Genomic DNA, 25,355 nt, shown 5'->3' with positions numbered 1-25,355 from the left:
CCATGTCCCTACAAAAAGGTTGGAATTATAGGTGAAGAAACATTCAGCGACTTCTTATCTGAAAGGGCGACTGGTTTTATCTGTGTGCTTAGTGATAATGCAACGGCTGTTTTTATCTTTATCGAGGGCCCTATAGCCTATGTGGTACGAAGGTTTTCTTGGCTTGTCGGCCTGGTCACTGGTCGCGGTCACCCTGCTGATGACCCATGTGACGATTGTTGCCGTCACGGTCTATCTGCACCGTTACTCGGCCCACCGCTCGCTCGAGCTGAATGCGGGTCTCAAGCACTTTTTCCGTTTCTGGCTGTGGCTGACCACGGCGCAGAACACCCGCGAGTGGACCGCCATCCACCGTAAACACCACGCCAAATGCGAAACCGAAGATGACCCGCACAGCCCGGTCATCAAGGGCCTGTCCACGGTGCTGCGCACCGGCGCCGAGCTGTATCGCAGCGAAGCGCAGAACCCGGAAACCCTGCGCATCTACGGCAAGAACTGCCCGGAAGACTGGATTGAACGCAACGTCTACAGCCGCTATCCGCTGCTGGGCGTGGCGATCATGGGCGTAATCGACCTGCTGCTGTTCGGCACCATCGGCATCACCATCTGGGCGATCCAGATGATGTGGATTCCGGTGTGGGCCGCCGGCGTGATCAACGGTCTGGGCCATGCCGTCGGCTACCGCAACTTCGAATGCCGTGACGCGGCAACCAATCTGGTGCCGTGGGGCATCCTGATCGGCGGCGAAGAGCTGCACAACAACCATCACACCTACCCCAACTCGGCCAAGCTGTCGGTGAAGAAGTGGGAGTTCGACCTCGGCTGGGCGTGGATCAAGGTCTTCTGCTTCCTGCGCCTGGCCAAGGTGCAGCGGGTCGCACCGATTGCCCACCGCGTCGAAGGCAAGGGCAGCCTGGACATGGACACCGCCATGGCGATCCTCAACAACCGCTTCCAGATCATGGCCCAATACCGCAAATTGGTGATCGGTCCGCTGGTCAAGCAAGAGCTGGCCAAGGTCGATCATTCGGTGCGTCACCAGTTCCACCGGGCAAAACGCCTGCTGTCGCGGGAAACCAGCCTGCTGGAAGACCGTCATCACCTGCGCATCCAGACCATGCTCGAACACAGCCAGGCGTTGAAAGTGATCTACGAAAAACGCCTGGCTTTGCAGCAGATCTGGGTCAAGACCAGTTCCAATGGCCACGACATGCTGGCCGCCATCAAGGAATGGATTCACGAGGCCGAGGCCAGTGGCATCCAGTCGTTGCGTGACTTTGCTGATCAGCTGAAAACCTACTCGCTGCGTCCTGCGACTGCCTGACCTGCAACGAGGCTGTGATCTCGAAGATCGCAGCCTCGTTGCACACGTCGCCTCCTTAACCCCGCCGCCCGGCGGGACTCGGTAATGGCCGGGAACTTCGCCGAAAATCCTCTATCTCAAAGACACTTCGCCATTCCGGCGGGTTGTCCTGTGGCCGTTGTCGACATTGCGGCGCGCCCTTTGAGATTTGTGCCGATGGTCAACAACAACCAGAAAGACACATCCTTCACCCAATGGCCCGAGGCCGCGCAAACGCTGATGGCGCTGATGCACGCGCAAGGCGAAGTTGCGCGCCTGAGCGAGCGCGAACAATTGATCAGTTCGCTGCTGGTCAGCGTCAACGCCGTACTCTGGGCTTTCAACTGGGAAACCCGCCAGGTGCTGTACGTCAGTCCGGCCTATGAACGGATCTTCGGCCGTTCCGCCGCGTTGTTGCTGGCGGACTACAACCAATGGCGCGACAGCATTTACCCCGATGATCTGGAGTACGCCGAGCAGAGCCTCGCCGAAGTCCTGCACCGAGGTGCGGTGGAAGATCGCGAGTACCGCATCATCGCGGCCGATGGCCAGGTGCGCTGGCTCAGCGACAAATGCTTTATAAATCGCCAGGACGAGCCCGGGCAGCCGGTGATCATCGTCGGCATCGCCGAAGACATCACCGACAAAAAACATATGGAAACCGAGCTGCAACGCTTGGCCACCACCGATGTGCTGACGCAAAGCAGCAACCGCCGCCACTTCTTCGAATGCGCCCACCGCGAGTTCGCCGAGGCGCGCCGCCAAGGCACGCCGCTGGCCTTCCTGCTGCTGGACATCGACGATTTCAAAGTGATCAACGACAGCTACGGCCACCCCGAAGGCGACAATGTGCTGCAACGGATCGCCGAATGCGGGCGCGGCTCATTGCGCCGTGGCGACCTGTTCGGGCGGATTGGCGGTGAGGAGTTCGCCGCGGTGTTTCCCGGCTGCGCGCCGGAGATGGCCGTGCAAGTGGCGGAGCGCCTGCAACAGGAGATCCAGCGACTGCGCTTCAACCACGACGGCCAAGCATTCAGCATCACAGTTAGCCAGGGCCTGACCAACCTCACCGACGAAGACAAGAGCCTGGACAGCCTGTTCGCCCGCGCGGATGCCGCGATGTACGAGGCGAAACGGCAGGGCAAGAACCGGATCATTGCGGCCTGATCCGTATTTTGTGGCTGCCGCAATTCCTGTGGGAGCGGGCTTGCCCGCGATGAGGCCTGCACCTTCAACAAAAATGTTGCCTGCGCTGGCGCCTTCGCGAGCAGGCTCGCTCCCACATTGGAATGTGGTGATCTGTCATTTGCGCATCCGCATCAACTCCGGCAGCCCGATCTTGAGCAACCGCGCCGTCCGGCTCTTCGCCAGCTCCTCTACGCCTTCGTGCTCGGTCAGCCGCGCCATCTGCGCAGCCATGTGCATCACCAGCGCCTCGCGACTGTAAACGCCACCACCGAGCTGGTAGGCCGAAGCAATCAATTCGCGCAACTCCAGCGGCAGACGCCAGCGGGTGCGCAATGCCGAGCCATAAGAGGCGCCAAACTTCGCCAACGCTTCACCGACCTCCTCCAACTCGTCCAGCTCGCCGCCGGCCTGCTGCCATTCCTGCAGGCAGCGCAGCAGCGCCAGATCGCCGAGCCGATGCAGCATGCCCGCGCAATAGCAGCGCTCCTGATCGAGATCGAGCAGGCGCGCCAGCGTGCGGGCGTATTCCGCCGTGTGCAGTGACAGCCCCCAATAGCGCTCGGCGTAATCCGCCAGGCATGGATCGCTGAGCCGCGCGCTGCGTTTGAGCGCCAGCCCGAGAATCAGGTTCATGCTTTGCCCGGTGCCGAGTCGGTGCAGCGCCTGGGCCAGGGTTTGCACCGGCGCGCCGTAGTGTTGCGCGGCACTGTTGGCGGCTGCGATCAGCACGGCGGTAATCTGCGGATCGGTGCGGACCTCTTCTTCCAGCAGTTTGAGGTCCAGCCCCTCGGGATTGAGGCTGCGCTTGACCGCCACTTGCACGTCGGTCATCAACGGCGCGCCATCGGCCTGCTCGCGACGCCGTTCAAGGAACACCGACAGGGTCATGCCCGGCGCCAGTGCCGGCACTTCGCAAACCACTGCTTCGCCAGCGTTGAGCAGCAACCCCTGCAAGCGTTCGGTCAGGCCTTCCATGTTCAACGGTTTGGTCAGGTACGCCGTCGGCGCGAGCGGAATCGCTTCGCGCACGCTGGCGCTGTCGTTGCGGCTGCTCATCAGAATGAACGGCAACGGCGGATTGCGTTTGCGCTGGCGGACGCTGCGCAGCACATGCAATCCGTCGATGCCAGGCAGCTCCCAATCGACGATGGCCAGGTCATAGGGCACCTCGCTGAGCAACGACATTGCCTGCTGGCCATCGGCACACAAATCCAGGCGCGCATCGCAGCGCACATTGAGCAGCACTTGTTTGAGCAGGTCACGGGACCAGGGATCGGCCTCGGCAATCAACACCCGGGGTACGGCGGGTAAATCAACGGCAGTCATGCGCGCTCTCCTTGCAATGTCTGAACCTTAGCCAATGCTGGCGATTCGATACAGCGCAAACCCGTCCGATGTGTTTCAAGGAGCGAAAAAAACCCGCCGAAGCGGGTTTTTGTCGAGCGGGTCACGCGAGCGGATCAGAGTTCAGAGAAGCACTCTTCGATGATCGCCAGGCCTTTGTCCAGTTGCTCGTCTGGCGACGTCAGCGGAACCAGCACACGCAGCACGTTACCGTAAGTGCCGCAGGACAGCAGGATCAGGCCCTTGTCACGCGCCTTGGCCACCACGGCAGCCACGGCAGTCGGGTTCGGCTTGTGGCTGTCGCCGTTTTCGAACAGCTCGACCGCGATCATTGCGCCCAGCGCACGCACTTCACCGATGACCGGGTACTTGGCCTGAATCGCCTTCAAACCGGTGACCAGGCGCTCGCCGACAGCCTTGCAGCGGTCCAGCAGTTGCTCTTCTTCAAACACTTCCATGACTGCCAGCGCAGCGGCGCAAGCGATCGGGCTACCGGCGTAGGTGCCGCCCAGGCCGCCCGGAGCAATGGCGTCCATGTATTCGGCCTTGCCGCACACGCCGGCCAGCGGGAAGCCGCCAGCGATGGACTTGGCGAAAGTGGTCAGATCGGCGGCAACGCCCATCTGTTCCATGGCGAAGAAGGTGCCGGTACGGCCAGCGCCAGTCTGCACTTCGTCAGCGATCAGCAGGATGCCGTGCTGGTCGCACAAAGCGCGCAGACGCTTCATGAATTCCTTCGGCGCGACGTAGAAACCGCCTTCGCCCTGCACCGGCTCGATGATGATTGCAGCGATGTCTTTCGGCTCGGCGTCGTTCTTGAAGATGCGCTCGATGGAAGCGATCGAATCGTCAATGCTCACGCCGTGCAGTTCGTTCGGATACAGCGCGCGGAAGATGCCGCCTGGCATCAGGCCCATGCCCGCCGAGTACGGCACGACTTTACCGGTCAGACCCAAAGTCATCATGGTACGACCGTGGTAAGCGCCGGTGAACGCGATCACGCCGGCACGGCCAGTAGCAGCACGGGCGATCTTCACGGCGTTTTCGACGGCTTCGGAGCCCGTGGTAACCAGCAGGGTTTTCTTGGCGAAATCACCCGGCACCTTGGCGTTGATTTTTTCGCACAGCTCAACGTAGGGCTCGTAAGCCAGCACCTGGAAGCAGGTGTGGGTCAGCTTGTTCAGCTGTTCAGTCACGGCGGCGATGATTTTCGGGTGCACGTGGCCGGTGTTCAGTACAGCGATACCGCCGGCGAAGTCGATGAACTCACGACCTTCAACGTCGGTCACGGTGGCGTTCTTTGCCGACTCGGCGAAGATCGGGTGAATCTGGCCAACACCACGAGGTACGGCATTGGTGCGGCGGGCCATCAGTTCAGCGTTAGTCTTGCTCATTACAGTCCTCATTCGCCGCTCATCGGGCGGCGTGGTTCAAGGATGAAGCGGGAGAAATCGGCGGTAGCAGCATGCGATGATCGACTGCCACGGCGTTCCTGGCCGCAGAGAAAATTCCTGTTTGAAACGACGCAAAGGGACAGCGCTCTCGTGCCCTTTGCGTTTGCAGCGATCCCTTTCCCGGCTTAGATGCCCAGGCAGAGGTATTTGATTTCCAGGTAGTCTTCGATGCCGTACTTGGAGCCTTCACGACCCAGGCCCGAAGCCTTGATGCCGCCAAACGGCGCGACTTCGTTGGAGATCAGCCCGGTGTTGACGCCGACCATGCCGTATTCCAGCGCTTCGGCGACACGGAACACACGGCCGAGGTCACGCGCGTAGAAGTAAGAAGCCAGACCGAATTCGGTGTCGTTGGACATGGCGATCACTTCGGCTTCGTCTTTGAAGCGGAACAGCGGCGCCAGCGGACCGAAGGTTTCTTCCTTGGCCACGGCCGCGTTTTTGGGCACGTTGGTCAGGATCGTCGGCTCGAAGAAGTTGCCTTCCATCGCCTTGCCGCCCGCCAGTACGGTGGCGCCTTTGCTTACGGCGTCAGCGATGTGTTCCTGAACCTTGGCCACGGCTTTTTCGTCGATCAGCGGGCCGGTGGTGGTGCCGTCTTCCAGACCGTTGCCGATCTTCAGTTTGGCCACAGCCACTTTCAGCTTCTCGGCGAACGCATCGTAGACCGCGTCCTGAATGTACAGACGGTTGGCGCAGACGCAGGTCTGGCCGTTGTTGCGGTACTTGGAAATGATCGCGCCTTCGACGGCCTTATCCAGATCGGCGTCGTCGAACACGATGAACGGCGCGTTGCCGCCCAGTTCCAGCGAGACTTTCTTGATGTCCTTGGCGCATTCGGCCATCAACTGGCGACCGATTTCGGTCGAGCCGGTGAAGGACAGTTTGCGCACGATCGGGTTGCTGGTCAGCTCGCTGCCGATGTCGCCAGCGCTGCCGGAGACCACGCTGAACACGCCCGCAGGAATGCCCGCGCGCTGAGCCAGTTCGGCCAGGGCGAAAGCGGAAAATGGAGTTTGCGATGCTGGCTTGAGCACCATGGTGCAACCGGCGGCCAGCGCCGGGCCGGCCTTACGAGTGATCATCGCCGCCGGGAAGTTCCACGGGGTGATCGCGGCGGTGACGCCGATCGGTTGTTTGATGACGATCAGGCGCTTGTCCGGCTGATGGCCCGGAATCACATCACCGTAGATGCGCTTGGCTTCTTCGGCGAACCACTCGATGAACGATGCGGCGTAAACGATTTCGCCCTTGGCTTCGGCCAGCGGCTTGCCTTGCTCGAGGGTCATCAGGCGCGCGAGGTCGTCCTGGTTCTCGATCATCAGTTCGAACCAGCGACGCAGCTTGCCGGCACGCTCTTTGGCGGTCAGCGCACGCCAGGCCGGCAGCGCTTTGTCAGCAGCTTCAATGGCACGGCGGGTTTCAGCGGCGCCCATCTTCGGCACGGTGCCGAGGATTTCGCCGGTGGCCGGGTTGTTGACCTTGATCGTCTGACCGTTGTCGGCATCGACCCAAGCGCCATCGATGAAGGCTTGCTGGCGGAACAACTGGGTGTCTTTAAGCTGCATGTCGGCTTTCCTTAACAGCACCGCGGCCTGCGCGGAGCAAATTATGATTGTAGAAAGGCGCCTCGCAAGGCTGCCGTCAGGGAAATCAGTGAGCGGATTGTGGCGCATCAACAGTGCACGACCGGGCGCACTTGCGCTGCAACATCCCGCCAAAGAGCGTTTGAAATCTCAAACGGATCGTAGGTTCAAAGGGGGTAAAGGACAATAGGTCGTTCGAAAAAAAGAACAAAAATGCCGCTTTTCAGATCAACGTACTGAAAACCCGTGCCGCAGGAAAAACCTTAGATCAACCCCGCCAAAGCGCCAAGCGAGGGTTTTGCAGGACGTTACCGCTTTAAGGAATGCAGCGATTTTGCGCCGACACGCACACTGACAAAACCCGCCAAACCCGGCATGGACGCCCCGAGCCGACCTAGGTATGATGTCGCCCGCCGCACCAGTAGCTCAGCTGGATAGAGTACTGCCCTCCGAAGGCAGGGGTCGTGGGTTCGAATCCCGCCTGGTGCACCATCTTCTTTCCCTTGTATTACAAGGGGATAGCGCTCCTGACAGAAACCTGTCCTAGTCCTGAAAGTCGTTTTTGCCACAAATTTGCCACACTTGAACGTGGCGGGAATGGTCGAAATGGCAACAATCAGGAATCGCGGCGAGTATCAGTGGGAAGCGCAAATCCGTCGTAAGGGCTATCCAGCCCAAAGAAAAACCTTCGAAACCAAAGCCGATGCCCAAGCCTGGGCGCGCATGATCGAAAGCGAAATCGACCGAGGCATTTTTGTCTCTCGCGTCGAGGCTGAACGCACCGCCTTTCATCAACTCATTGATCGCTACATCTCCGAAATCGCTCCGAAGCACAAAGGTGCCTACTCGGAAATCAAACGCTTGGAAGCGCTTAAGCGCCACCCGCTGGCGACACGCATCGTCGCCACCCTCACCTCCTCCGACTTTGCCCGCTACCGTGACGAACGCCTGAAGATCCGGAAGGGCAATACGGTAAAACGTGAGCTGGCTTTGTTTCAGTGCGTGATTGAAGTCGCTCGCCGGGAATGGGGAATTCACCTCGCTGAGAACCCGGTGCGGATGGTCAGCCGCCCTAGCTATAACGACGAACGCTCGCGACGCCTGGACCCGATTGAGGAGCAGTACATCCTAGGCGCTTTGGAGCTTCGGGAGCGCCGTGCAGATGGCACCTATGCAGATGCTTCGCACAATCCTTGGATACGGTCGATCGTGCAACTCGCAATTGAGACAGCCATGCGCCGTGGCGAGCTATTCGAGTTGCGCTGGAAGCATGTGAATTTGGATCGTAAAACCGCACATCTTCCAGCGACCAAGAACGGGCTACCAAGAACCGTCCCACTCTCCCCGAGAGCTATTCAGCTGCTAAAGGATTTGCCGCGTTCACTTTGCGGCAGAGTCTTCCCCACCACCGCAGACGCCCTCAAGAAGGCCTTCACACGCGGTTTGGAGCGAGCAAGGACGAAATACTTAGGAGATTGCGAACGCGCCCTGGTAACGCCCCAGGAAGACTTTCTGCTCGACCTGCGTTTCCACGACCTACGCCATGAGGCCACCTGCCGGCTGGCCACCAAACTTCCCAATTTGATCGAGCTTGCCAGCGTGACGGGACACCGCGAGGTGAACATGCTAAAGCGCTACTACAACATCACAGCAGAGGAACTCGCGGCGAAACTTGCTTGAAAATCATTCAAGCCTTGGGAGTGTGCCCGCTCGCTGCTTTGCTCATCGTTCGAGCAGTTGAAGCTAGCTCGTGACCACTTTAAGACATTCGATAACCTACTCACGATCTGCATCCCAAGGGCGATTCCGCGAATTGAGGACGGACAGAATTTTGCACAGCCAGCTACCCCATACACCTATGAAGCCAACCGAGAGCAATTTACGCCTTAAGAAATTTTTCATAATTTAATTGATTAAAAATGAAATGTTGCCACAATCAGCTAACAACATTTCATAGGTGTGCCCATGAACGAGCAAGAAACCTCCGCAGGATCTGCTGAAGTCGGAAGACATCTCATGCAGGTTCGAGACAGAGCCGGCCTCAAACAAGGAGAGCTAGCAAAACGCGTCTCTTTGAGCCCCGCTGTCTTATCACGTATAGAAAGTGGTGAGCGCTCTATTACAGCCGCGGAAGCTCAGGACATCCTGATGCAAATCGGCACACCTGAGGCTACCGACCTTGCACAAGCACTCCAAAGGAATTGGATTGTGCTACCACGCCCTCCCCTTGATCATCCCGAGCAGGAGATTTTATGGGAAGCAGAACTGGTCGCTGCAGAGCTCGTTGAGCTTCGCAATCGTCCCGACACACCTCATGCGTTTGAAAGCCGTCTTTCTGAATACATTGAAGAGTTAAATCGCTGCGCAGGCCTCCTCCTAAAGCGTGACCACCAGATAGCCTTTATCGGCAGTATCGGCGTGGGTAAATCCACAGCAATCTGCCAAATGACTGGCTTAGTGTTCCCAAAAGAAGACGGATCACCTACTCCGATTCTTGAGGTAGGCGGTGGCGGGATCACCGTATGCGAAGTCCATCTGCGTACAGGCCCAGACTATGGCCTTCTAATTGAACCCAGAAGCGATGATGAAATCCGGCAGGACGTAAGCGATCTTGTAGACCACATTCTGAAAAGTAATGCGCATCAGGACGATGACGGTGCGGCTGAGTCGCAAGGCATTTCAAAGGAAGTTGCCCGAGCTTTGCGCAACATGGCTGGCTTGGCCGTGCAGCGCCTAAAAGGTGCAGATGGAAAACGCATCCTCAAAGACCCGGCAAAGGAGCTAGCAGAGATATACAAGACACCTCGCGAGTTTCTCGTTGAAGTTCTGAGCCGCATGGAGCTCCATCGCCGAGACCGCCGGGACATTTGGTATGACAGCGCATCTGGAAAGTCACCCAAGGTATGGCTAAGGGACACGTTCTCTGCGATTAACAACGGAAGACATCCAGAAGTCACCCTTCCAAAGCGCATTGAAGTAGTTGTTCCTGACCGCCTGCTCAACACTACTGATTTGACAGTTCGCATCATCGATACCAAGGGTATTGACCGGACTGCTGCGCGAGAGGATATCGAGGTTCATTTGGATGACCCGCATACTCTCGCCGTGCTTTGCTCACCATTCAACAACGCTCCGTCTGCCGAGGCCAGGCTCTTGCTCGAACGTGCGAAAGACGCTGGAGTGAGGCACTTAGACATTAATGCTGCCCTGCTAGTGCTTCCGCGCCCAAGCGAAGCAATGGCGATGAAAGATGACGCGACCGGAACTCCGGTGGAATCCGCCGATGAAGGCTATGACTTGAAAGCGGAGCAGGCTTCTTTGGCTCTCGAGCCCCTCGGCTTGCACGACTTGGCCATTGGCTTCTATAACGCGAATGAGGATACGGCCAATCAAGCTCAAGATTTTTTAATTTCAAGGTTAACTGAAGCTCGAAGAGCGTTCAGAGCGCGGACTTTGGCCGCCACGAATGGCGCACGCGAGGTATTGAAAAATCATGGCGAAGAGCGAGTTCGAGCAGTACTTCGAGATGCCAGCGAAACGTTACATACCTGGATAAACGCCAATGATTCTGTACCCACAGTAAATGCCCAGGTCGAAGAAAGCTTGCTGGCCCAGATACAAATCGCTTATGCGGCCACAGTAAGAGCCGCTGTTCGACGAGAAGGGGAATGGGCTCAACTTAGCTATTCTCACCACATCGGTTACGGCGCCCGCCGTATTGCCGTTGTCGCCCTTAGCAAGATCGTAGAGCAATTCACGGGGCACTGCAGGTTGCTGGCTGCAACCCCCCGCTACACAGAGGCAAAAGAACTTATTACACAAGCAGAACGGGTTCTGATCACAAGCTATGAAGATCTCTTGCGCAAAACCCAACTAATGGGTCAAACAGTATTCAAAGACGCATTAAAAGACGACCCCGCTTTCTGGCAGGCTTGCATGCACGAATGGGGATTGGGACCAGGATACAAATCTCGCGTAGCCATCCATAACCGCGAATGGTTCGATAATGAGTCTCGTCAAAAATTGCAGGAAGAACTGAAGGCGCTCATTGATCGTGAATGGCTTAGAGCGCTTAAAAATGTTTCCGAGCTGCTGGAGCCTATCCATTGACCAATCTAATTTGAGTTCCTGACGGGCTACAGTGAAGTAACCATGCTGAAGCAGCACTACAACATCACCGCAGAAGAACTCACGGCGAAGCCAGCCTGACAGTCAGTCGATAATCTCAAGCCTCAGGGAGCGCGCTAGCTCCCTGAGCTCTGAATCCGTTCGAACACGGTTTAGCGCGATCTCCTCGCGCTCCCTCTGCTTAAGCAGATAGACCTCGTTGAAACACTCGATAACCTGCTCACGGGTTAAGTCCGAGATCGATACCCGGCGCTTTAGAGTGTTCAGAATATTGCGCGCACTGAGCTGAGCCGCCTCCCGCAGATACGTCCTCAGCAGCAAGTCACGAAAAACCCAATCGCTGACCCACGCCTTCGATAAAGCCCAAAACAACAGCCGCTGGTAGGTATCCCAAGCCATGCGCGTTTGGCCACTCAGATACCGCCGCAGAATCCGCCCATCTGCGTCCTTGAAACCGTAAATCCCGAGGTCCGTAAGCAATCGCTCAAGCGCGACCTTCGACATACCAGACTTCTGCAATATCCCGGAGAACAGGTACTCCACCAGATCCACCGGAACACGGACAACAAAGTTTTTCCGACCGGTTTCCTGGTGATTTTCTATCTCACGGAAAACGAGCTGAAAGACTTCTTCGGGATTGATATCGGATTCAAAGGATGATGGCTGCATGTACCCATTCTTTGGCTAACAGCCGCATCTGTCAAAAAGGTGTCCTAGTTGATCGGTCCTCGATTGGCGAAAGCTGCACGTACTCCATAGCAACCGAGCGACAGTAGTGATGAGCGTCGATTACGAAACCATTCAAAAAATCCAGAAGCTTTCAGATGACGTGCTGATAGGCGTAGCCGAGGTCGCGGCGCTAACAGGATTCAGCGTGTTAACCGTGCGTCAGCGCAAACTGCCGGGGCTTGATCCCCTTCCGGGACTATCGCGGCTACGCTGGCGTCTCGGCGATCTTCGCCAGTGGATGCGCCATGGTCCCGAATGCGCTTCGGCTTCGCCAGTCAAGGCAGTGTTAAAAACTACGCCAGAAAATCGAGTTGGCCGCCCTACAAAAAAAGAGCAAGTAGAGGCTAGAAAATGAGCACTCGCACACCTGCCTCCATTCAAAATTAAGCAGTGGTCACTTCGTTTATAAACGAGCCGCTAATGCCGCCAGAGCTCCGTACGAATGACATCACGAATTCAGGGAGCAGGCGTCTTGCACAACTCGCCAAACTTGAAGCTCGAGCAAGAGCTGCTAACAAGGCGCAGCTCAAGCCAAAGCCTGCGATTACAACCCCAACGCTGAGAACATGGCCGGATGAGGTTCGCGGCGTACCGAATGCGTTCTTGCGGTCGGCCCTTTTCGGAGCAGTAAGGAAGGGCAGTCGGACTGATCTAAAAATGGTGGCGATTAACTCAATCGGGGGCGTGCAGATTTCTTATACAGGAACGCGTCTCGACCAGATTGACCTTTCCGTATGGCTAAGCGTGTTGCACCTCTCTCGACGGCAAAGGCTAGGCCAGGAGCTCCGCTACAAGGCTTACGGCGTGCTTAAACTCATGAAAAAGACCGACACGGGTAAGAATAGGAAACTGCTGCACGATCGCGTGCTGCGATTGGCAGCGTGCACCGTTGAGGTAGTGCAGGGTGATATTTCCTACACCGGCAGCCTGATCAAGCACTTCTATAAGGACGAGAATAGCTTGGAATACGTCGTAATCCTTGACGCCAGGCTAAACGCACTGTTCTCCAAGTCTGGCTTCAGTTACATCGATTGGAGTATTCGGTCTGCATTGGATGGCCAGCCACTCGCCCAATGGCTTCATGGATTTTATTCGAGCCATGCAAAAGCTTACGGACTAAAAGTAAGCACGCTGCACCAGCTCTGTGGAAGCGAAGCCCGCGAAATCTGGAAATTTACCCAAACGTTATGTCGCGCGTTCGACGCTTTGAGCGCTGCCTACAACAAACACGGTAAATCATTCGAGTACGCCATTCGAGGCGATTTGGTACACGTCCAAAGACAGGAAAGCCAGACACAGTTCCGACATCTCATGAAGGTGGAAAGAACAAAAATGATGCGTGCCGTTCTAGCGGGTAGAGAATACCGTTCTGGCAGGTAACGCTTACCGTTACGGCGGGTAGCGTAGCCCGTTCCAAAAGGTAGGCTATCCACAGTCAATAGTGCCTGTCAGCCTGACAGCACAAAGGCCGCAGCATGTGCCCCTCTAAAACTAATCTGAACCTAATCAGTAATAATCGGATCTCGGACGGAAGTTCAGCCCCTAACGAGCAGTAGAGGGAATGTCCGCAGCCGGCTCAAACGCGGAAGATGAATGCTATGGCTAACCGGAGTCGTACCACCGTTGAGCGGATAATTTGCCAAGCTCGGATATGGGGGTGGGATATGTCCTGGTCGTTCAGCATGGCCACGCCGACCGATACCAGGCCAATCGGTCACCATTATTCAGAGCATACTGCGATCAAGCTTTACGGCTCCGTCCGATACCCTGAAGCATTTAAATACCCAGCCCTAGAATGCTACCTATACGTTGACCCATTACTCCTAAGCGACAAGTCGGTTCCTCGCTGCATCGGTTCCATGCAGGCGACTGGCAAAAAACTCATCGTATATGTCGCCGTTCACAATGACCGCTTCAACAGCTTAGTCATCGCTGCAAGTCGACTTGTCGCCCTGGAGATCAATGCGGAGCCGCTGAAATATCGCAAGTCAAAGGTGATGGGCATCCACCTAAGCACCGAGCTGGAGTCTGATTGATAATGGTTTTTTGATCATCGGAGCACTAGTGTCCAGTGCTCGTTTACTAGCGCCGCCCCCGGTGCCGAGAAACTATGACGAGGTCCAAAATCCTCATTCCTCGTCGAAGTAATCGCTATCCAGTTTCGGTAGTTTTAGAAGCCGGGACGTTACCCCAACCTCGTGATCCATCATCAGATTGACCAGTCGGATGCCATCCACCAGCACCATGCCTTCCACTGAGCGGACAAAGTCGATGCCTTGGGCAGTGAAACCCGACGTAGTGATAAATACCCCTCGCTTGGCCTTTTGCCCGGCAAGTGCTCCATAGAAAGCTTGCAACTCAGGACGGCCTACAGTGCCTTGCCAGCGTTTTGCTTGGACATAGACTTTTTCCAGCCCGAGCTTATCAAGCGAAATTATCCCGTCAATTCCGCCATCTCCGCTACCACCAACACGCTGCAAATCGTTTCGGCTAGCCCCGTAGCCAAGGCTGTGCAACACGTCGAGCACAATAACTTCGAAGCGGTTGGGACTGACTTGTAGCAAGTTATCCAGTAGATCCGCTGCTGTTGCATCGCGTAGCTCACGCAGAGCCTGTTCCAACCGATCGTCCGGGCTCACAGTTGCTGATATCGGTGTATCTGCACCCTGCTCTAGCCCATCTAGTGGGACGGCATCTGTGGGGCTCCTAAGCTTCACGTCCATGAAGCGGATGGCGAGTTGTTCAACCTGATCCGCCGTGAGCGGTGACGGGTGCTGTGTAGAATAAGCAGTGCCAGCTTCGGTGAGCCTCCAATAGCCTCGTTTGGCGCTGGAGGATAACCCTGCGCGCTTGAGACGGTCGTGAGCCCATCCAGCGCGGTTCTTATAGGTCGCTTGCCCACTCGCAATCAGCTCTTGAAGCTGTGATTCAGATAAATTCAAAGCCTGGGCAGCAGCTTCATGCGCGTCGCGTGCTGTCGCGCCTTCCGGATTCGCCGCCAGGTAGCGCAAGATCGGCTCAATGAATTTGTCGTATGTAGGAACGGACATCAGGATTCCCTTCGCAAGGTTGCCAGCGTGGGCAAATGTGGTAAGCCGCATGTTATCCGGAGTTTGGAAAATTATGTTTGAGGTCTGTGCCTGATGATCGTGGAGTGAATTCAAAAGACAGCTGCTGCCTACGACCGCCCATGCAGAGCCTGAGCAGTCGCAGCCAGCCTGATCATTAATTGATAATGATCTCGCACTACTCTGTGAAACCTGCGAACTCCGCAATGAAAACGACGACCCGCATGCCGCCACTCTCGCAAGAATCTTTCGCTACGTGAGGAGCTATTAGCTCTTAGCGAACGCTGGCGGGGCAATGCGCTGTCGGCGCTGGCTTGGATTAACAGAGTCAAGCAGAACTTCCTTGATGCGCTGAGCAGAAATCTCGAGCTCTTCGGGGGAGGCGTTCTGGATAGCACGGATCAACCGCTCACGATTGGAGCGCTTCAGATCCATAATCTCGGCGAAGCTACTTTCGGAATCACTGGACTGTTCCATAACTATCTCCAAAGTATCTCGAGAGAATTACCTGAGATCTACACACCAGTGTCAAATAGCCACCTCAGATTCATCACTGTAGCCTTTGTGCCTCCGCATCACCACAACCGTCCCAAAATCGTCTCACGCTCATCAACGTCAAGCGTGCACGCATGCTGTTTATACCCGCCCTCGGTATCAGAAAGTCACTCAAGGCCAGGGGCAATTCGGTAAATCCTATCTGTCGCTCTAGCGTCTTTCTCGCCATCCAATCGTCGCATCTTCAGCCCTTATGGCTAATGCATTCTTTGCTTATGTAATCGTTTTAAATTCGCCTTTTTTCCGTACCTGTAGTGTCTCCTAAATGCCAACGCCTCTTGCATCCCGGACTTAACCGGTTAGTGCAAAGATCATCTGAGTTTTGAGAGGAAAGACTAGGACAAGGTAGGGTTTGTGATACCGCCAGTTCCTGGCGACTCACAATCGGCGCGCACCAGTCGTTACACTCCCTTTGCTTGCCTACCTTCCCTACTCAGGGCAAGCCCCGAGACCCCAACACCTGGAAAAGGAAAGCTCATGAGCCTTAGCGAACAACGCCGACGCACAGGATGGCTGCCGGCAATTCGTTGTTTCGAGGAAGAAGAAGCACTGGTACGCGAGAAAGCCCACGACAGCGGAATGAGTGTTGGTCAGTTCGTGCTGGCCGCCGCATTGAAGCGACAGACCAGAAGCAAAATTGACTCCCACGTAATCAATGAATTGCGGCGCCTAGGTGGCCTTCAGAAGCATCTGTTCACAGAGGGCAACGGCGCGCTTTCCAAGGAGTACGCAAATATCTTGGTTGAGATCACCGAAGCCATTAAGCGTATCGGGTGTTGAAAAAATAGTTGGCACTCTACTGATTCACAGCTCCGTGTTTATGTCACGCAATGCGAGGACTTCGTACTCTGCTAGACCATGACTGCACTGCTCCAACCCTGCCATCGAGCTGAGCACTTGATGCTCGATTTCCTGTTGCTCCAACAATCTTCCCAACAAGATGACCTCTCCGTCCGCCTCCAGCTTACGAAGCTGCTCTGGACAGTCAAACGCCCAACGATCAAGTATTTGCCAGCCACGGGCGTGATAAGACGGAGAGCGCAGAACAGATTCAAGGGTCGCACGCGCCAACACATTGGCAGCGATAGATAACGGCGTGCTGTTACTGAGCATACGAGTCTCCCATCTTACGAAGGCGTGTAATCATTCTTGTGTTTTGTGCCATCGAGGAAGAGCGGAATCCACCTTTTTTCTTAAGCTCTCCGATGTGCTGAACAGAGAATCCGAGAGCAGAAAGGGTGGCGACATCATCGCGTGCAAGGGCCAGATTAGCCGAGCGCATCACCGCATTCGCCTGCTCCAGTCGAATGATATCTGTCAGCACAGGAGTGCTTCTGACGGGATTGCTCATAGATTGCTCCTACTGAATGATGAACTGACTCTCAGGAACGGTAGTCCAGCGCCGCCACTAGGTGCCAAGCAAGGTATCGAGTCTAGCCTCAGTATCGAGTACCTCTGTCGGCCTCAAAACGAGGCTGAACACAGGAACATCAAGATTGCTGGTCAGCACCTCCAACCGATGATTGTGTTTCCCTACCGGGACGATCCGCCAAGAATTAATTTCATCGAACCTAAAGAAATGCTCTGCGCCTTTGACTGGATAGGCCAGCAGCCTGCGTGCAGAACCATCGATACCGAGGTAGGCATCGTTAATTTTTGCGAATACTTCGAGCTGCGGTTGAAAACCTGCATTACGGAAACTTGCAACCAGTTGCTTCAGCTTATCCGCATATCGTTGGTTAACACGCCAAAACAACCAGCCCCCTCCGACGAAGTATAAAGCCAGAGCCCAGAATAACCATCGAATGGCCGGATCAGCACCGTCAGAAAATCCCAAAAAGAACGGTAGGTTGAAACCGCACAAAACCACCACAACCAGCAGCAACCCACCAACCGGTAGGCCTCCAACAATCCAAAGCACTCGAAGTAGCTCCCAAATCTGCCTCATCACTTGTCCTCATTGCAAATGCTCAATAATAAAATATCCGATAATCAGATATCTTAAAAGCAGATATAGCTTGGCAGGCCGCCCCTACAGATACGCGGCCATGACCAAAGCGATCTATCGACGTGAGCACGAAGTTTTTCTTCAAGTATTGAAACGTATGCGCGTCGAGTCCGGTATGACTCAAGCACAGTGCTCCGCAGCCCTGGGAAGACCGCAGTCATTTATGAGTGATGTGGAACGAGGAGTCAGAAGGCTCGATATTGTTCAGCTCCGCGATCTTTGTCTCGTCCTTAAGACTGATCTCTCAAGCTTTTCAAAAACGTATGAGCAAGCACTTTCCAAGGGATAATGTATGCATCCAATCCCACTTGCATGCGGCATGCTGGCAGAAATCGGCCAAAAGCAAACGAATCCCACCAAACGATACTGGCCTAACTATGAGGCATTGAGTTCTCCAACGAGGCAGGCCCTATTCACTCCCCCCAAGCTAGCGACGAGCTTTGGCCTGTTTTGAATAATTCTCCGAGCCGGATGGAAGGCCCAGCAGTAGGCGTCACCTGCTTCCCCTTATCCAGCTGTTGGCATCTCCGGAAATCATCGCATGCGTGGAGAAATGCAAATGCGCCAAACAAACCGATAGGTACTGAGCGACGACCACGTCACCCCTGCCTTCTGTAGCTGTCGATTTGGCATCGAGCGAGGCTAGAAAGTACGTAGCAACTCGGTAAACTTTACCGGATTAATCAATACGGCCGTGTTTAAGCGCACAGGTGCTGTCAGTCGAATGAGAAAGCAATGGATAGCAAAGAAAAGAAAGAGCTCAGCGAAGCGGACATCAAAGCCAAGTTCATTACCCCAGCCCTTTCCAAGGCCGGCTGGGATGAAATGACGCAGATCCGTCGAGAAGTCACCCTCACACCTGGCCCGGTGGTGGTGCGTGGCAACTTGTCCTCTCGCAACAAGAAGAAGAAGAAGTTTGCGGATTACGTCCTACAGAAGGAGAAGGGCGTACCGGTGGCGGTGGTGGAGGCCAAAGACAATACCTTCACTGTCAGCCATGGACTTCAGCAGGCGTTGGGTTATGCCGATATCCTAGAGGTGCCCTGCGCTTTCAGTTCCAATGGAGACGGCTTTGCCAGCCACAACAAGTCCGCGGCTCCAGGCGAAGACATAGAAATCGAATTTGCGCTGGAAGGCTTCCCCTCACCGGACGAGCTTTGGGCGCGCTACAAGCTCTTTCGCGGAATTGAAGACGAACAGGAAGCACTGGTCACCGAGCCCTATCACGACGATGGCTCCAACAAGGAGCCGCGTTACTACCAGGCCGAAGCCATCAACCGTGTTGTGGAAAAGGTAGCGCAGGGTAAAAAACGCCTCTTGCTCGTCATGGCCACCGGCACCGGCAAGACTTACACCACTTTCCAAATCATCTACCGGCTATGGAAGGCCAAGAAAGCACGGCACATCCTGTTTCTGGTGGACCGCAATATTCTCGCCGACCAGACCCTGGTCAACGACTTCAAGCCCTTTGGCCCGGTGATGACCAAGATCAAGAGCCGCAAGATAGACCCCTCCTACCAAGTATATCTGGGGCTGTATCAGGCGCTCACCGGCCCGTATGAGGAAGACAAGATCTTCAAAACCGTCTCGCGGGATTTCTTCGATCTCATCGTGATTGACGAGTGCCACCGCGGCAGCGCCAACGAGGATTCCGCGTGGAAGGAGATCCTTGAGTACTTTGACGGCGCGATCCAGCTCGGTCTGACCGCCACACCGAAGGAAACCAAATACGCTTCCAACATCACCTATTTTGGAGAGCCGATCTACACCTACTCGCTGAAGCAGGGTATCCAGGACGGTTTTCTCGCCCCCTACAAGGTGGTGCGCATCGACATCGACAAGGACATCCGCGGCTGGACACCACCGCCCGGTATGAAGGATGACCTCGGCAATGAGATCGAGCAGCGCGAATACAACCAGGTCGACATGGACCGCATACTGGTGCTGAACAAGCGCACCAAGCTAGTGGCCGAGCGGGTGATGAAGCTTATGCTCGCCACGGATCCTTACCAGAAAACCATTATCTTCTGTGAAGACATCGACCACGCCGAGCGCATGCGCAAGGCCATTGTCAATGCCGCTGGGCCGCTGGCCAAGAAAAACAGCAAGTACGTGATGCGCATCACCGGTGACAGCGTAGAGGGCAAGGCCGAGCTGGATAATTTCATAGATCCGGAAAGCAAATACCCGGTGATTGTCACTACCTCGGAACTGCTCACCACCGGGGTGGATGCCAAGACCTGCAAGCTCATCGTACTGGACAAAACCGTGAACTCCATGACCACTTTCAAGCAGATCGTCGGTCGTGGCACCCGCATCGAGGAGTCAAAGAACAAGTATTTCTTCACCATCATGGATTTTAAGCGCGCCACTGAACTGTTCAAAGACCCAGACTTTGATGGCGAGCCCGTGGTGATCTACGAACCGGATGATGGTGATGACCCGGTACCGCCGGATCCGATGCCGGATGAAGAGGACGAAGGCGATGACGGCGAGGAGGACGAGGGTGTCAGGAAATTCCATGTAAGCGGCGTAGAGGTCCGTATCCTCAACGAGCGGGTGGAATTCCTAGGCGAAGACGGCCAGATGGTCACCGAAAGCTACCGCGACTACAGCCGTAAGAATATTCGCAAGGAGTTCACCTCGCTGGATGATTTTCTGCAGAAGTGGAGCGGTGCCAAAAAGAAGGCGGCAATTATCGAGGCGCTGGCCGAATACGGCATTGAGCTGCCAAAGCTGGCGCAGGAAGTGGGCAATGATTACGGCGATTTCGACCTGATCTGCCACATTGCCTTCGACCAGCCGCCGCTAACCCGCCGTGAACGCGCCAGCAACGTGAAAAAGCGCAACTACTTCATCGAGTATGGTGAGCAAGCCCGCGCCGTACTGGAGGCTCTATTGGACAAATATGCCGACGAAGGCGTCGCCAGCATTGAAAACAATAATGTGCTCAAGCTCGACCCCTTCAAGCGGATCGGCACTCCGATGGAAATCATCAACGGTGTGTTCGGCGGCAAAGCTAATTACGAACAAGCAGTTCAGGCGCTGGAAAACGAGCTTTTCAAACAAGCCAACTGATCCAGACAGCCCCCTTAAAGACCTCAGGAAATTAAATGAGTAACGTCAGCGGTATTATCAAATCCACTCAGGACATCATGCGCAAGGACGTCGGCGTGGATGGCGACGCGCAGCGCATCAGCCAGCTGGTATGGATGTTCTTCCTGAAAATCTATGATGACCGCGAAGCCGAAATTGAACTGCTGGAAGATGACTACAAATCCCCCCTTCCCGAGCACTTGCGCTGGCGCAACTGGGCAGTTGATCCTGAGGGCATGACCGGCGACGAGCTCAGCGACTTCATCAACTTGCAACTCTTCCCCACCCTGAAAACCAAGCTAAACGTTAGCGGCGAAACCGGTGCACGGGCACTGGTGGTTCGCAATGTTTTTGAAGATGCCTACAACTACATGAAGTCGGGCACACTGATGCGACAGGTCATCAACAAGATCTGCGAGATCGACTTCAACAACACACAGGACCGCCACACCTTCGGCAGCATTTACGAGCAGATCCTCAAAGACCTGCAAAGCGCGGGCAATGCCGGCGAGTTCTACACTCCGCGTGCCGTCACTAAGTTCATTGTGGATCGGGTGGACCCGTTACTGGCTGAAAGCGTACTGGACCCGGCCTGCGGTACCGGCGGTTTTCTCGCCTGCACCATCGAACACAAGCGCGCAAAGTATGTAAAAAACAACGATGACGAAGCCGTGATGGTCGGCAGCATTCACGGTGTGGAGAAAAAGGCCCTGCCACACATGCTGTGCACCACCAACATGATTCTCCACGGAATTGATACACCCACCCAGATCGAGCACGACAACATGCTCAGTCGCCGTGCCTATAAGGATTACGGCGAGGCCGACCGGGTGAACGTAATTGTCACCAACCCCCCCTTTGGCGGCATGGAAGAAGACGGCGTGGAAAACCAGTTCCCTGCCACACTGCGCACCCGCGAAACCGCGGACCTGTTTATGGCCCTGGTGGTAAAGCTGCTGAAGAATAATGGCCGAGCTGCCGTGGTGCTTCCGGATGGTTTCCTGTTTGGGGAGGGAATGAAAACCCGCCTGAAACAGATACTGCTGGAACAGTGCCACCTTCACACTATCGTTCGCCTGCCTAATGGCGTGTTCAATCCCTACACAGGCATCAAAACCAATATCCTCTTCTTCACCAAGAAGCCGGAAAGCGAGTGGCCAGCCACCAAGGAAGTGTGGTTCTACGAGCACCCCTACCCGGAAGGCGTGAGCAGCTACAACAAGTCCCGTCCCATGCAGTTTGAAGAGTTCGAGACCGAGCGTGCATGGTGGGGCAGCGAGGCCGATAGCTTCAAGACCCGCATAGAAACCCAGCAGGCCTGGAAGGTGAGTATCGAGGACATTACCGCCCGCAGCTACAACCTCGATATCAAGAATCCGCATGTGGGCGAGCAGATTAGCCACGACCCAGAAGAGCTGTTGGCCCAATTTGAGGCCCAGCAGGCGGAAATCCAGAGCCTACGCGATCAACTCAGGGCAATTCTGGCAGCTGCTTTGGCTGGAGAGAAATGAACATGGTGGCTGTTGAGCAACTCGTTACCCAACATCTGGACCTATGGACCTCTACCATCAAGCGCAAATCTGCCGCTGGCAGGGGCTCCTCCAACAAGATCGAACTTTACGGCATCAAGAAACTTCGCGAACTGATTCTGGAGCTTGCCGTGCGCGGCCTGCTGGTGCCTCAAGATCCGAGCGACGAGCCTGCCAGTGAGTTATTAAGGAGGATCGCTGCAGAAAAAGCGAAGCTAGTAAAGGAAGGCAAAATAAAGAAGGAAAAGCCGCTTCCCCCAATTAGTGAAGAGCAAAAGCCGTTTGCGTTGCCGGCGGGGTGGGAGTGGGCGAGAATTTCGAACGTCTCTCAGCTCATAACATCTGGATCTCGTGATTGGGCCCAGTACCTTTCTGATGATGGCGCCATATTCGTAACTATGGGGAACCTATCAAAGGGCAGCTATGAGCTTCGACTAGATAACCTAAGATTCGTGAATCCTCCTCAAAACGGTGAAGGAAATCGAACACGGCTAGAAGCGCACGACCTGCTTATCTCGATAACCGGCGAAGTAGGAAATTTGGGCAGGATTCCCGAAGACTTTGGTGAAGCTTACATAAATCAACACACGTGCCTAGTTAGATTTCTTCCATTGTGCAGAGGTCGGTATTTCCCTGAAGTATTGCGTTCCCCACTTGCATCTTTTCAATTTAATGAACCACAGCGAGGAGTAAAGAATAGTTTTCGCTTGAGTGATGTCGATGCGATAACGATCCCGCTACCCCCGTTAGCCGAACAACACCGCATTGTCGCCAAAGTCGACGAACTAATGGCGCTGTGTGATCAGCTGGAGCAGCAGACTGAAAGCAGTCGTACTGCCCACCAAACGCTGGTAGAAGCCCTGCTTATTGGTCTCACTCAAGCGAATAACAACGCCCAAGTCACCAGCGCCTGGCAACGCATCGCCTCCCACTTCAACACCCTGTTCACCACCGAACAGAGCATCGACCGGCTCAAGCAGACCATTCTGCAACTGGCCGTGATGGGAAAACTCGTCCTGCAAGACCCCAACGAAGAACCCGCCAGTGAGCTTCTGAAGAAAATCGCCGCCGAAAAAGCGAAGCTGGTAAAGGAGCGCAAAATCAAGAAGGAAAAACCCCAGCCACCGATTAGCGAAGAGGAAAAGCCCTTTGCTTTGCCTAAGGGATGGGAGTGGGTAAGACTTGGTCAAGTTGGCATATGCTCAACCGGGAAGACACCTAGCACAAGTCAGCCAGAGTTTTTCGAGGGAAATATTCCATTTATTGGACCGGGCCAGATCTCACCTCAGGGCAAGCTGCTTCTTTCTGAGAAATCAGTCTCAGAAGAAGGCTTGTTTGAAAGCATGGAGGCCGTGCCAAATGACATTCTCATGGTTTGCATTGGAGGCTCCATTGGGAAGGCGGCGATTGTGGACAAAAGACTGGCATTCAATCAGCAAATAAACTCAATAAGGCCAATTTTTGTTTCATCAAAATATCTTTTCGCTGCTGTATCAACCGATATTTTTTATGATTCGATCATTCGGAAGTCAACGGGATCGGCAACACCGATCATAAACCGTTCGAAGTGGGAAGAGTTATTAGTTCCTTTGAGCCCTACGCTTGAGCAACAACGCATCACCAAAAAAGTCGATGAGCTGGTGACCCTGTGCGACCATCTCAAGGCCAGCCTCAGCCTTGCTAAGACAACCCAGCTAGACCTTACAGATGCGGTGTTTAAGATCGGGGTAGCACAATGAATCTTAGGGATTTACTTTTCCACTATGCCGAGCACGCAACCGAGAGCCAAGAATTTGAGTTAAATGATGACTTTAACAGACGTTTAGATGATGGAGACATCGAAGGATATGAACTTATCCTTCGAAAACCCGACGGCGAAGAACAACCAATTTCCCCAGTGAGCGCCGCACTATTTGTCTCGGACCTCCCAACGTACCGGCAGTTAGTTAAGGATGACATCGCTATCAAGCGCCACGAAGTATTAATGCTTGGCGACTTCCCAACTAACGATGGTGCGTATGACAAGCTCCTCAATTTGGTGAGGCATCGAGCAACTGTAGTTCCTTTTGTTGGCGCGGGATTTTCGGTATCCGCGGGCTGCCCTGCGTGGTCCGACTACATAATTAGTCAAGCGATCCGCTCTGGATTTGATGAAGCTGATGTAAAGGCGCGATTAAGAAACGGGCAACACGAACAGCTCATGGACGAAGTTATAACACGCTTAAGCATCAACGTTTTCCAAAGGGATTTCACGACTCAATTTGAGGGCGGCCGCATAAGCCCATCTCTAAGCCCCTCTCTAGAGCTAATGGGCCTATTTGATGGCTGCTACATAACCACAAACTTTGATCGTGTCTTAGAAAAGTGCCACGCTGAAAAACACCCATTTGAGGAGAAGGTCGTCGGCAGGGATAGCACTGGAAGATTCTTGAAAGCCATATACCGAAGCGATAAGTACCTCCTAAAGCTGCATGGGAATATCGATGAGCAGCGGGATCGCATACTGACGCGGGCCGAGTATAACCTCGGATACGGTAATGAAGTAATTGATTACACTCTCCCCATACCTAATGCTCTAAAGAGGATTTTCGGGAGCTTTACCGTTCTTTTCGTTGGATGCAGCCTTATCTCTGATCGATACCTTACTGTTTTGAAAGAAGCTCATGACTCCGCGCCGGAGTTCTTGCCAGAGCATTTTGCGATTATGGTGGCGCCCAACGATGCAGATGAACGAATTGAAAGAGACCGGTATATGGCAGATCACGGAATTACACCCATCTGGTTCCCATACGGTGAATGGGATAAGCCTGCCGAAATACTTAGGCTGCTGAAACTAGAAAGATGACGTCAGAAAATAGCAATCTGCGCTCCTGCCATCTCTATTGGGCTCTCTAACAAGCGGTTGGCTGACTTGCCAATCCACTGTGCAACGCTTAGCCAGATGGTGGACAGCGCATCATGAAAAATGGGGGTGAATCGCCCCCTGCTTCCTTAGATAACCTCGAGCTTCATACCTAGCAGAAGTTAATCAGTTCGCTTTTGGCCGCCTAATGCGCTTCACAACTGGCTACTTTGGATGAGTCCAGTCAATAGATGTCCGGAGAGGCTTAACCACTGACCGGAATGCCACAAATTTGCCACACTCGCCCAGCTAAACGAGGCGAAAACCTGCTAACCCAAGCTAATACAACCCTTTGATTTCCCAGCTAATCCGCGCTAACGTATTGATTCTAAACGTCGGCTTTTAGGACTCCGAAGGCAGGGGTCGTGGGTTCGAATCCCGCCTGGTGCACCATGAATCAAACGAGAAAGCCCCGGACTATGATGG

The 25,355-nt window shown here is 54.8% G+C and carries 22 protein-coding genes and 1 tRNA gene; 14 read left to right on the top strand and 9 right to left on the bottom strand.

The genetic code is table 11. The features are described 5' to 3' along the window. The first annotated feature begins 139 nt into the window (after positions 1-139). Together desA and AB4N85_RS22755 are read left to right on the top strand one after the other, a co-directional pair. Positions 140-1,324 (top strand): delta-9 fatty acid desaturase DesA, encoded by a 1,185-nt coding sequence (gene desA, locus AB4N85_RS22760; RefSeq protein WP_122508377.1) that lies wholly within the window; start codon positions 140-142, stop codon positions 1,322-1,324. 195 nt (positions 1,325-1,519) lie between these two features. After that, positions 1,520-2,509 carry a GGDEF domain-containing protein gene (locus AB4N85_RS22755; RefSeq protein WP_122508376.1) on the top strand — a complete coding sequence of 330 codons (990 nt, stop codon included), beginning with the start codon at positions 1,520-1,522 and terminating at the stop codon, positions 2,507-2,509. A 135-nt stretch (positions 2,510-2,644) separates the two neighbouring features. Here the strand turns inward: AB4N85_RS22755 and AB4N85_RS22750 are convergent, their stop codons facing one another. The 3 genes from AB4N85_RS22750 to gabD form a co-directional block, all read right to left on the bottom strand. After that, positions 2,645-3,856: a response regulator gene (locus AB4N85_RS22750; RefSeq protein WP_016772250.1), complete on the bottom strand. Its 1,212-nt coding sequence runs from the start codon at positions 3,854-3,856 to the stop codon at positions 2,645-2,647. Positions 3,857-3,990: 134 nt separating this feature from the next. Then, complete coding sequence (gene gabT / locus AB4N85_RS22745) at positions 3,991-5,268, bottom strand: 4-aminobutyrate--2-oxoglutarate transaminase (protein WP_016772251.1); 1,278 nt, start codon at positions 5,266-5,268, stop codon at positions 3,991-3,993. A 185-nt stretch (positions 5,269-5,453) separates the two neighbouring features. After that, positions 5,454-6,896 carry an NADP-dependent succinate-semialdehyde dehydrogenase gene (gene gabD, locus AB4N85_RS22740; protein WP_024011131.1) on the bottom strand — a complete coding sequence of 481 codons (1,443 nt, stop codon included), beginning with the start codon at positions 6,894-6,896 and terminating at the stop codon, positions 5,454-5,456. A gap of 433 nt (positions 6,897-7,329) precedes the next feature. On the opposite strand from gabD, the gene AB4N85_RS22735 reads away from it, so the two are divergent. The 3 genes from AB4N85_RS22735 (at position 7,330) to AB4N85_RS22725 (ending at position 11,024) form a co-directional block, all read left to right on the top strand. Continuing rightward, positions 7,330-7,406: transfer RNA gene (locus tag AB4N85_RS22735), tRNA-Arg, on the top strand. A gap of 114 nt (positions 7,407-7,520) precedes the next feature. Further along, positions 7,521-8,594 (top strand): site-specific integrase, encoded by a 1,074-nt coding sequence (locus AB4N85_RS22730; protein WP_460065983.1) that lies wholly within the window; start codon positions 7,521-7,523, stop codon positions 8,592-8,594. A 285-nt stretch (positions 8,595-8,879) separates the two neighbouring features. Then, on the top strand, positions 8,880-11,024 hold the full coding sequence (locus AB4N85_RS22725; RefSeq protein WP_460065981.1) for a helix-turn-helix domain-containing protein: 2,145 nt from the start codon (positions 8,880-8,882) through the stop codon (positions 11,022-11,024). A gap of 102 nt (positions 11,025-11,126) precedes the next feature. Here AB4N85_RS22725 and AB4N85_RS22720 read toward each other — a convergent pair whose 3' ends face one another. Next, on the bottom strand, positions 11,127-11,711 hold the full coding sequence (locus tag AB4N85_RS22720) for a hypothetical protein (protein ID WP_460065979.1): 585 nt from the start codon (positions 11,709-11,711) through the stop codon (positions 11,127-11,129). 109 nt (positions 11,712-11,820) lie between these two features. Here AB4N85_RS22720 and AB4N85_RS22715 point away from each other — a divergent pair, with 109 nt between their 5' ends. From AB4N85_RS22715 to AB4N85_RS22705, 3 genes are all read left to right on the top strand, one after another. Then, a complete protein-coding gene (locus AB4N85_RS22715; RefSeq protein WP_460065977.1) occupies positions 11,821-12,126 on the top strand; it encodes a helix-turn-helix transcriptional regulator in 306 nt (101 codons plus the stop codon). A 65-nt stretch (positions 12,127-12,191) separates the two neighbouring features. Further along, the gene (trfA, locus tag AB4N85_RS22710) at positions 12,192-13,151 is read left to right on the top strand and encodes a plasmid replication initiator TrfA (RefSeq protein ID WP_460065975.1); all 960 of its coding nucleotides are present in this window, start codon (positions 12,192-12,194) and stop codon (positions 13,149-13,151) included. Between the two features lie 284 nt (positions 13,152-13,435). Next, entirely contained in the window at positions 13,436-13,807 is a 372-nt protein-coding gene (locus AB4N85_RS22705) for a hypothetical protein (RefSeq protein WP_460065973.1), read from the top strand. A gap of 93 nt (positions 13,808-13,900) precedes the next feature. Here the strand turns inward: AB4N85_RS22705 and AB4N85_RS22700 are convergent, their stop codons facing one another. Together AB4N85_RS22700 and AB4N85_RS22695 are read right to left on the bottom strand one after the other, a co-directional pair. Further along, the gene (locus AB4N85_RS22700; RefSeq protein ID WP_460065970.1) at positions 13,901-14,821 is read right to left on the bottom strand and encodes a restriction endonuclease; all 921 of its coding nucleotides are present in this window, start codon (positions 14,819-14,821) and stop codon (positions 13,901-13,903) included. Between the two features lie 285 nt (positions 14,822-15,106). Beyond that, positions 15,107-15,316, bottom strand: coding sequence for a hypothetical protein (locus AB4N85_RS22695; RefSeq protein WP_460065968.1), 210 nt, complete (start codon positions 15,314-15,316; stop codon positions 15,107-15,109). Between the two features lie 555 nt (positions 15,317-15,871). Here AB4N85_RS22695 and mobA point away from each other — a divergent pair. Then, entirely contained in the window at positions 15,872-16,174 is a 303-nt protein-coding gene (gene mobA / locus AB4N85_RS22690) for a plasmid mobilization protein MobA (RefSeq protein WP_178903070.1), read from the top strand. A 24-nt stretch (positions 16,175-16,198) separates the two neighbouring features. On the opposite strand, the gene AB4N85_RS22685 is transcribed toward mobA, so the two are convergent. The 3 genes from AB4N85_RS22685 to AB4N85_RS22675 are packed head-to-tail and all read right to left on the bottom strand — an operon-like array spanning position 16,199 to position 17,342. Continuing rightward, the gene (locus AB4N85_RS22685; RefSeq protein ID WP_460065965.1) at positions 16,199-16,507 is read right to left on the bottom strand and encodes a hypothetical protein; all 309 of its coding nucleotides are present in this window, start codon (positions 16,505-16,507) and stop codon (positions 16,199-16,201) included. Then, positions 16,497-16,745 (bottom strand): hypothetical protein, encoded by a 249-nt coding sequence (locus AB4N85_RS22680; protein ID WP_460065964.1) that lies wholly within the window; start codon positions 16,743-16,745, stop codon positions 16,497-16,499. The genes AB4N85_RS22685 and AB4N85_RS22680 overlap by 11 nt, the downstream gene beginning before the upstream one ends. Positions 16,746-16,802: 57 nt before the next feature. After that, positions 16,803-17,342, bottom strand: a complete 540-nt coding sequence (locus AB4N85_RS22675) for a hypothetical protein (RefSeq protein ID WP_460065962.1) — start codon at positions 17,340-17,342, stop codon at positions 16,803-16,805. 100 nt (positions 17,343-17,442) lie between these two features. Here AB4N85_RS22675 and AB4N85_RS22670 point away from each other — a divergent pair, with 100 nt between their 5' ends. The 5 genes from AB4N85_RS22670 to AB4N85_RS22650 all read left to right on the top strand — a co-directional run bounded on the left by AB4N85_RS22670 (position 17,443) and on the right by AB4N85_RS22650 (position 24,872). Continuing rightward, entirely contained in the window at positions 17,443-17,691 is a 249-nt protein-coding gene (locus AB4N85_RS22670) for a helix-turn-helix domain-containing protein (protein WP_460065959.1), read from the top strand. Positions 17,692-18,137: 446 nt separating this feature from the next. Then, positions 18,138-20,480 (top strand): EcoAI/FtnUII family type I restriction enzme subunit R, encoded by a 2,343-nt coding sequence (hsdR, locus tag AB4N85_RS22665; RefSeq protein WP_186748104.1) that lies wholly within the window; start codon positions 18,138-18,140, stop codon positions 20,478-20,480. A gap of 35 nt (positions 20,481-20,515) precedes the next feature. Next, positions 20,516-22,009, top strand: a complete 1,494-nt coding sequence (locus AB4N85_RS22660) for a type I restriction-modification system subunit M (protein ID WP_186748103.1) — start codon at positions 20,516-20,518, stop codon at positions 22,007-22,009. Next, positions 22,006-23,766: a restriction endonuclease subunit S gene (locus AB4N85_RS22655; RefSeq protein ID WP_186748102.1), complete on the top strand. Its 1,761-nt coding sequence runs from the start codon at positions 22,006-22,008 to the stop codon at positions 23,764-23,766. Before AB4N85_RS22660 ends, AB4N85_RS22655 begins: the two co-directional genes overlap by 4 nt. Continuing rightward, positions 23,763-24,872 carry an SIR2 family protein gene (locus tag AB4N85_RS22650; protein WP_460065955.1) on the top strand — a complete coding sequence of 370 codons (1,110 nt, stop codon included), beginning with the start codon at positions 23,763-23,765 and terminating at the stop codon, positions 24,870-24,872. Before AB4N85_RS22655 ends, AB4N85_RS22650 begins: the two co-directional genes overlap by 4 nt. Positions 24,873-25,355: the final 483 nt, after the last annotated feature.

This window comes from Pseudomonas sp. H1_G08 (assembly GCF_054681355.1).
Note: the sequence above shows the minus strand (reverse complement) of the source record. Positions and strands in the feature narration are given on the sequence as shown.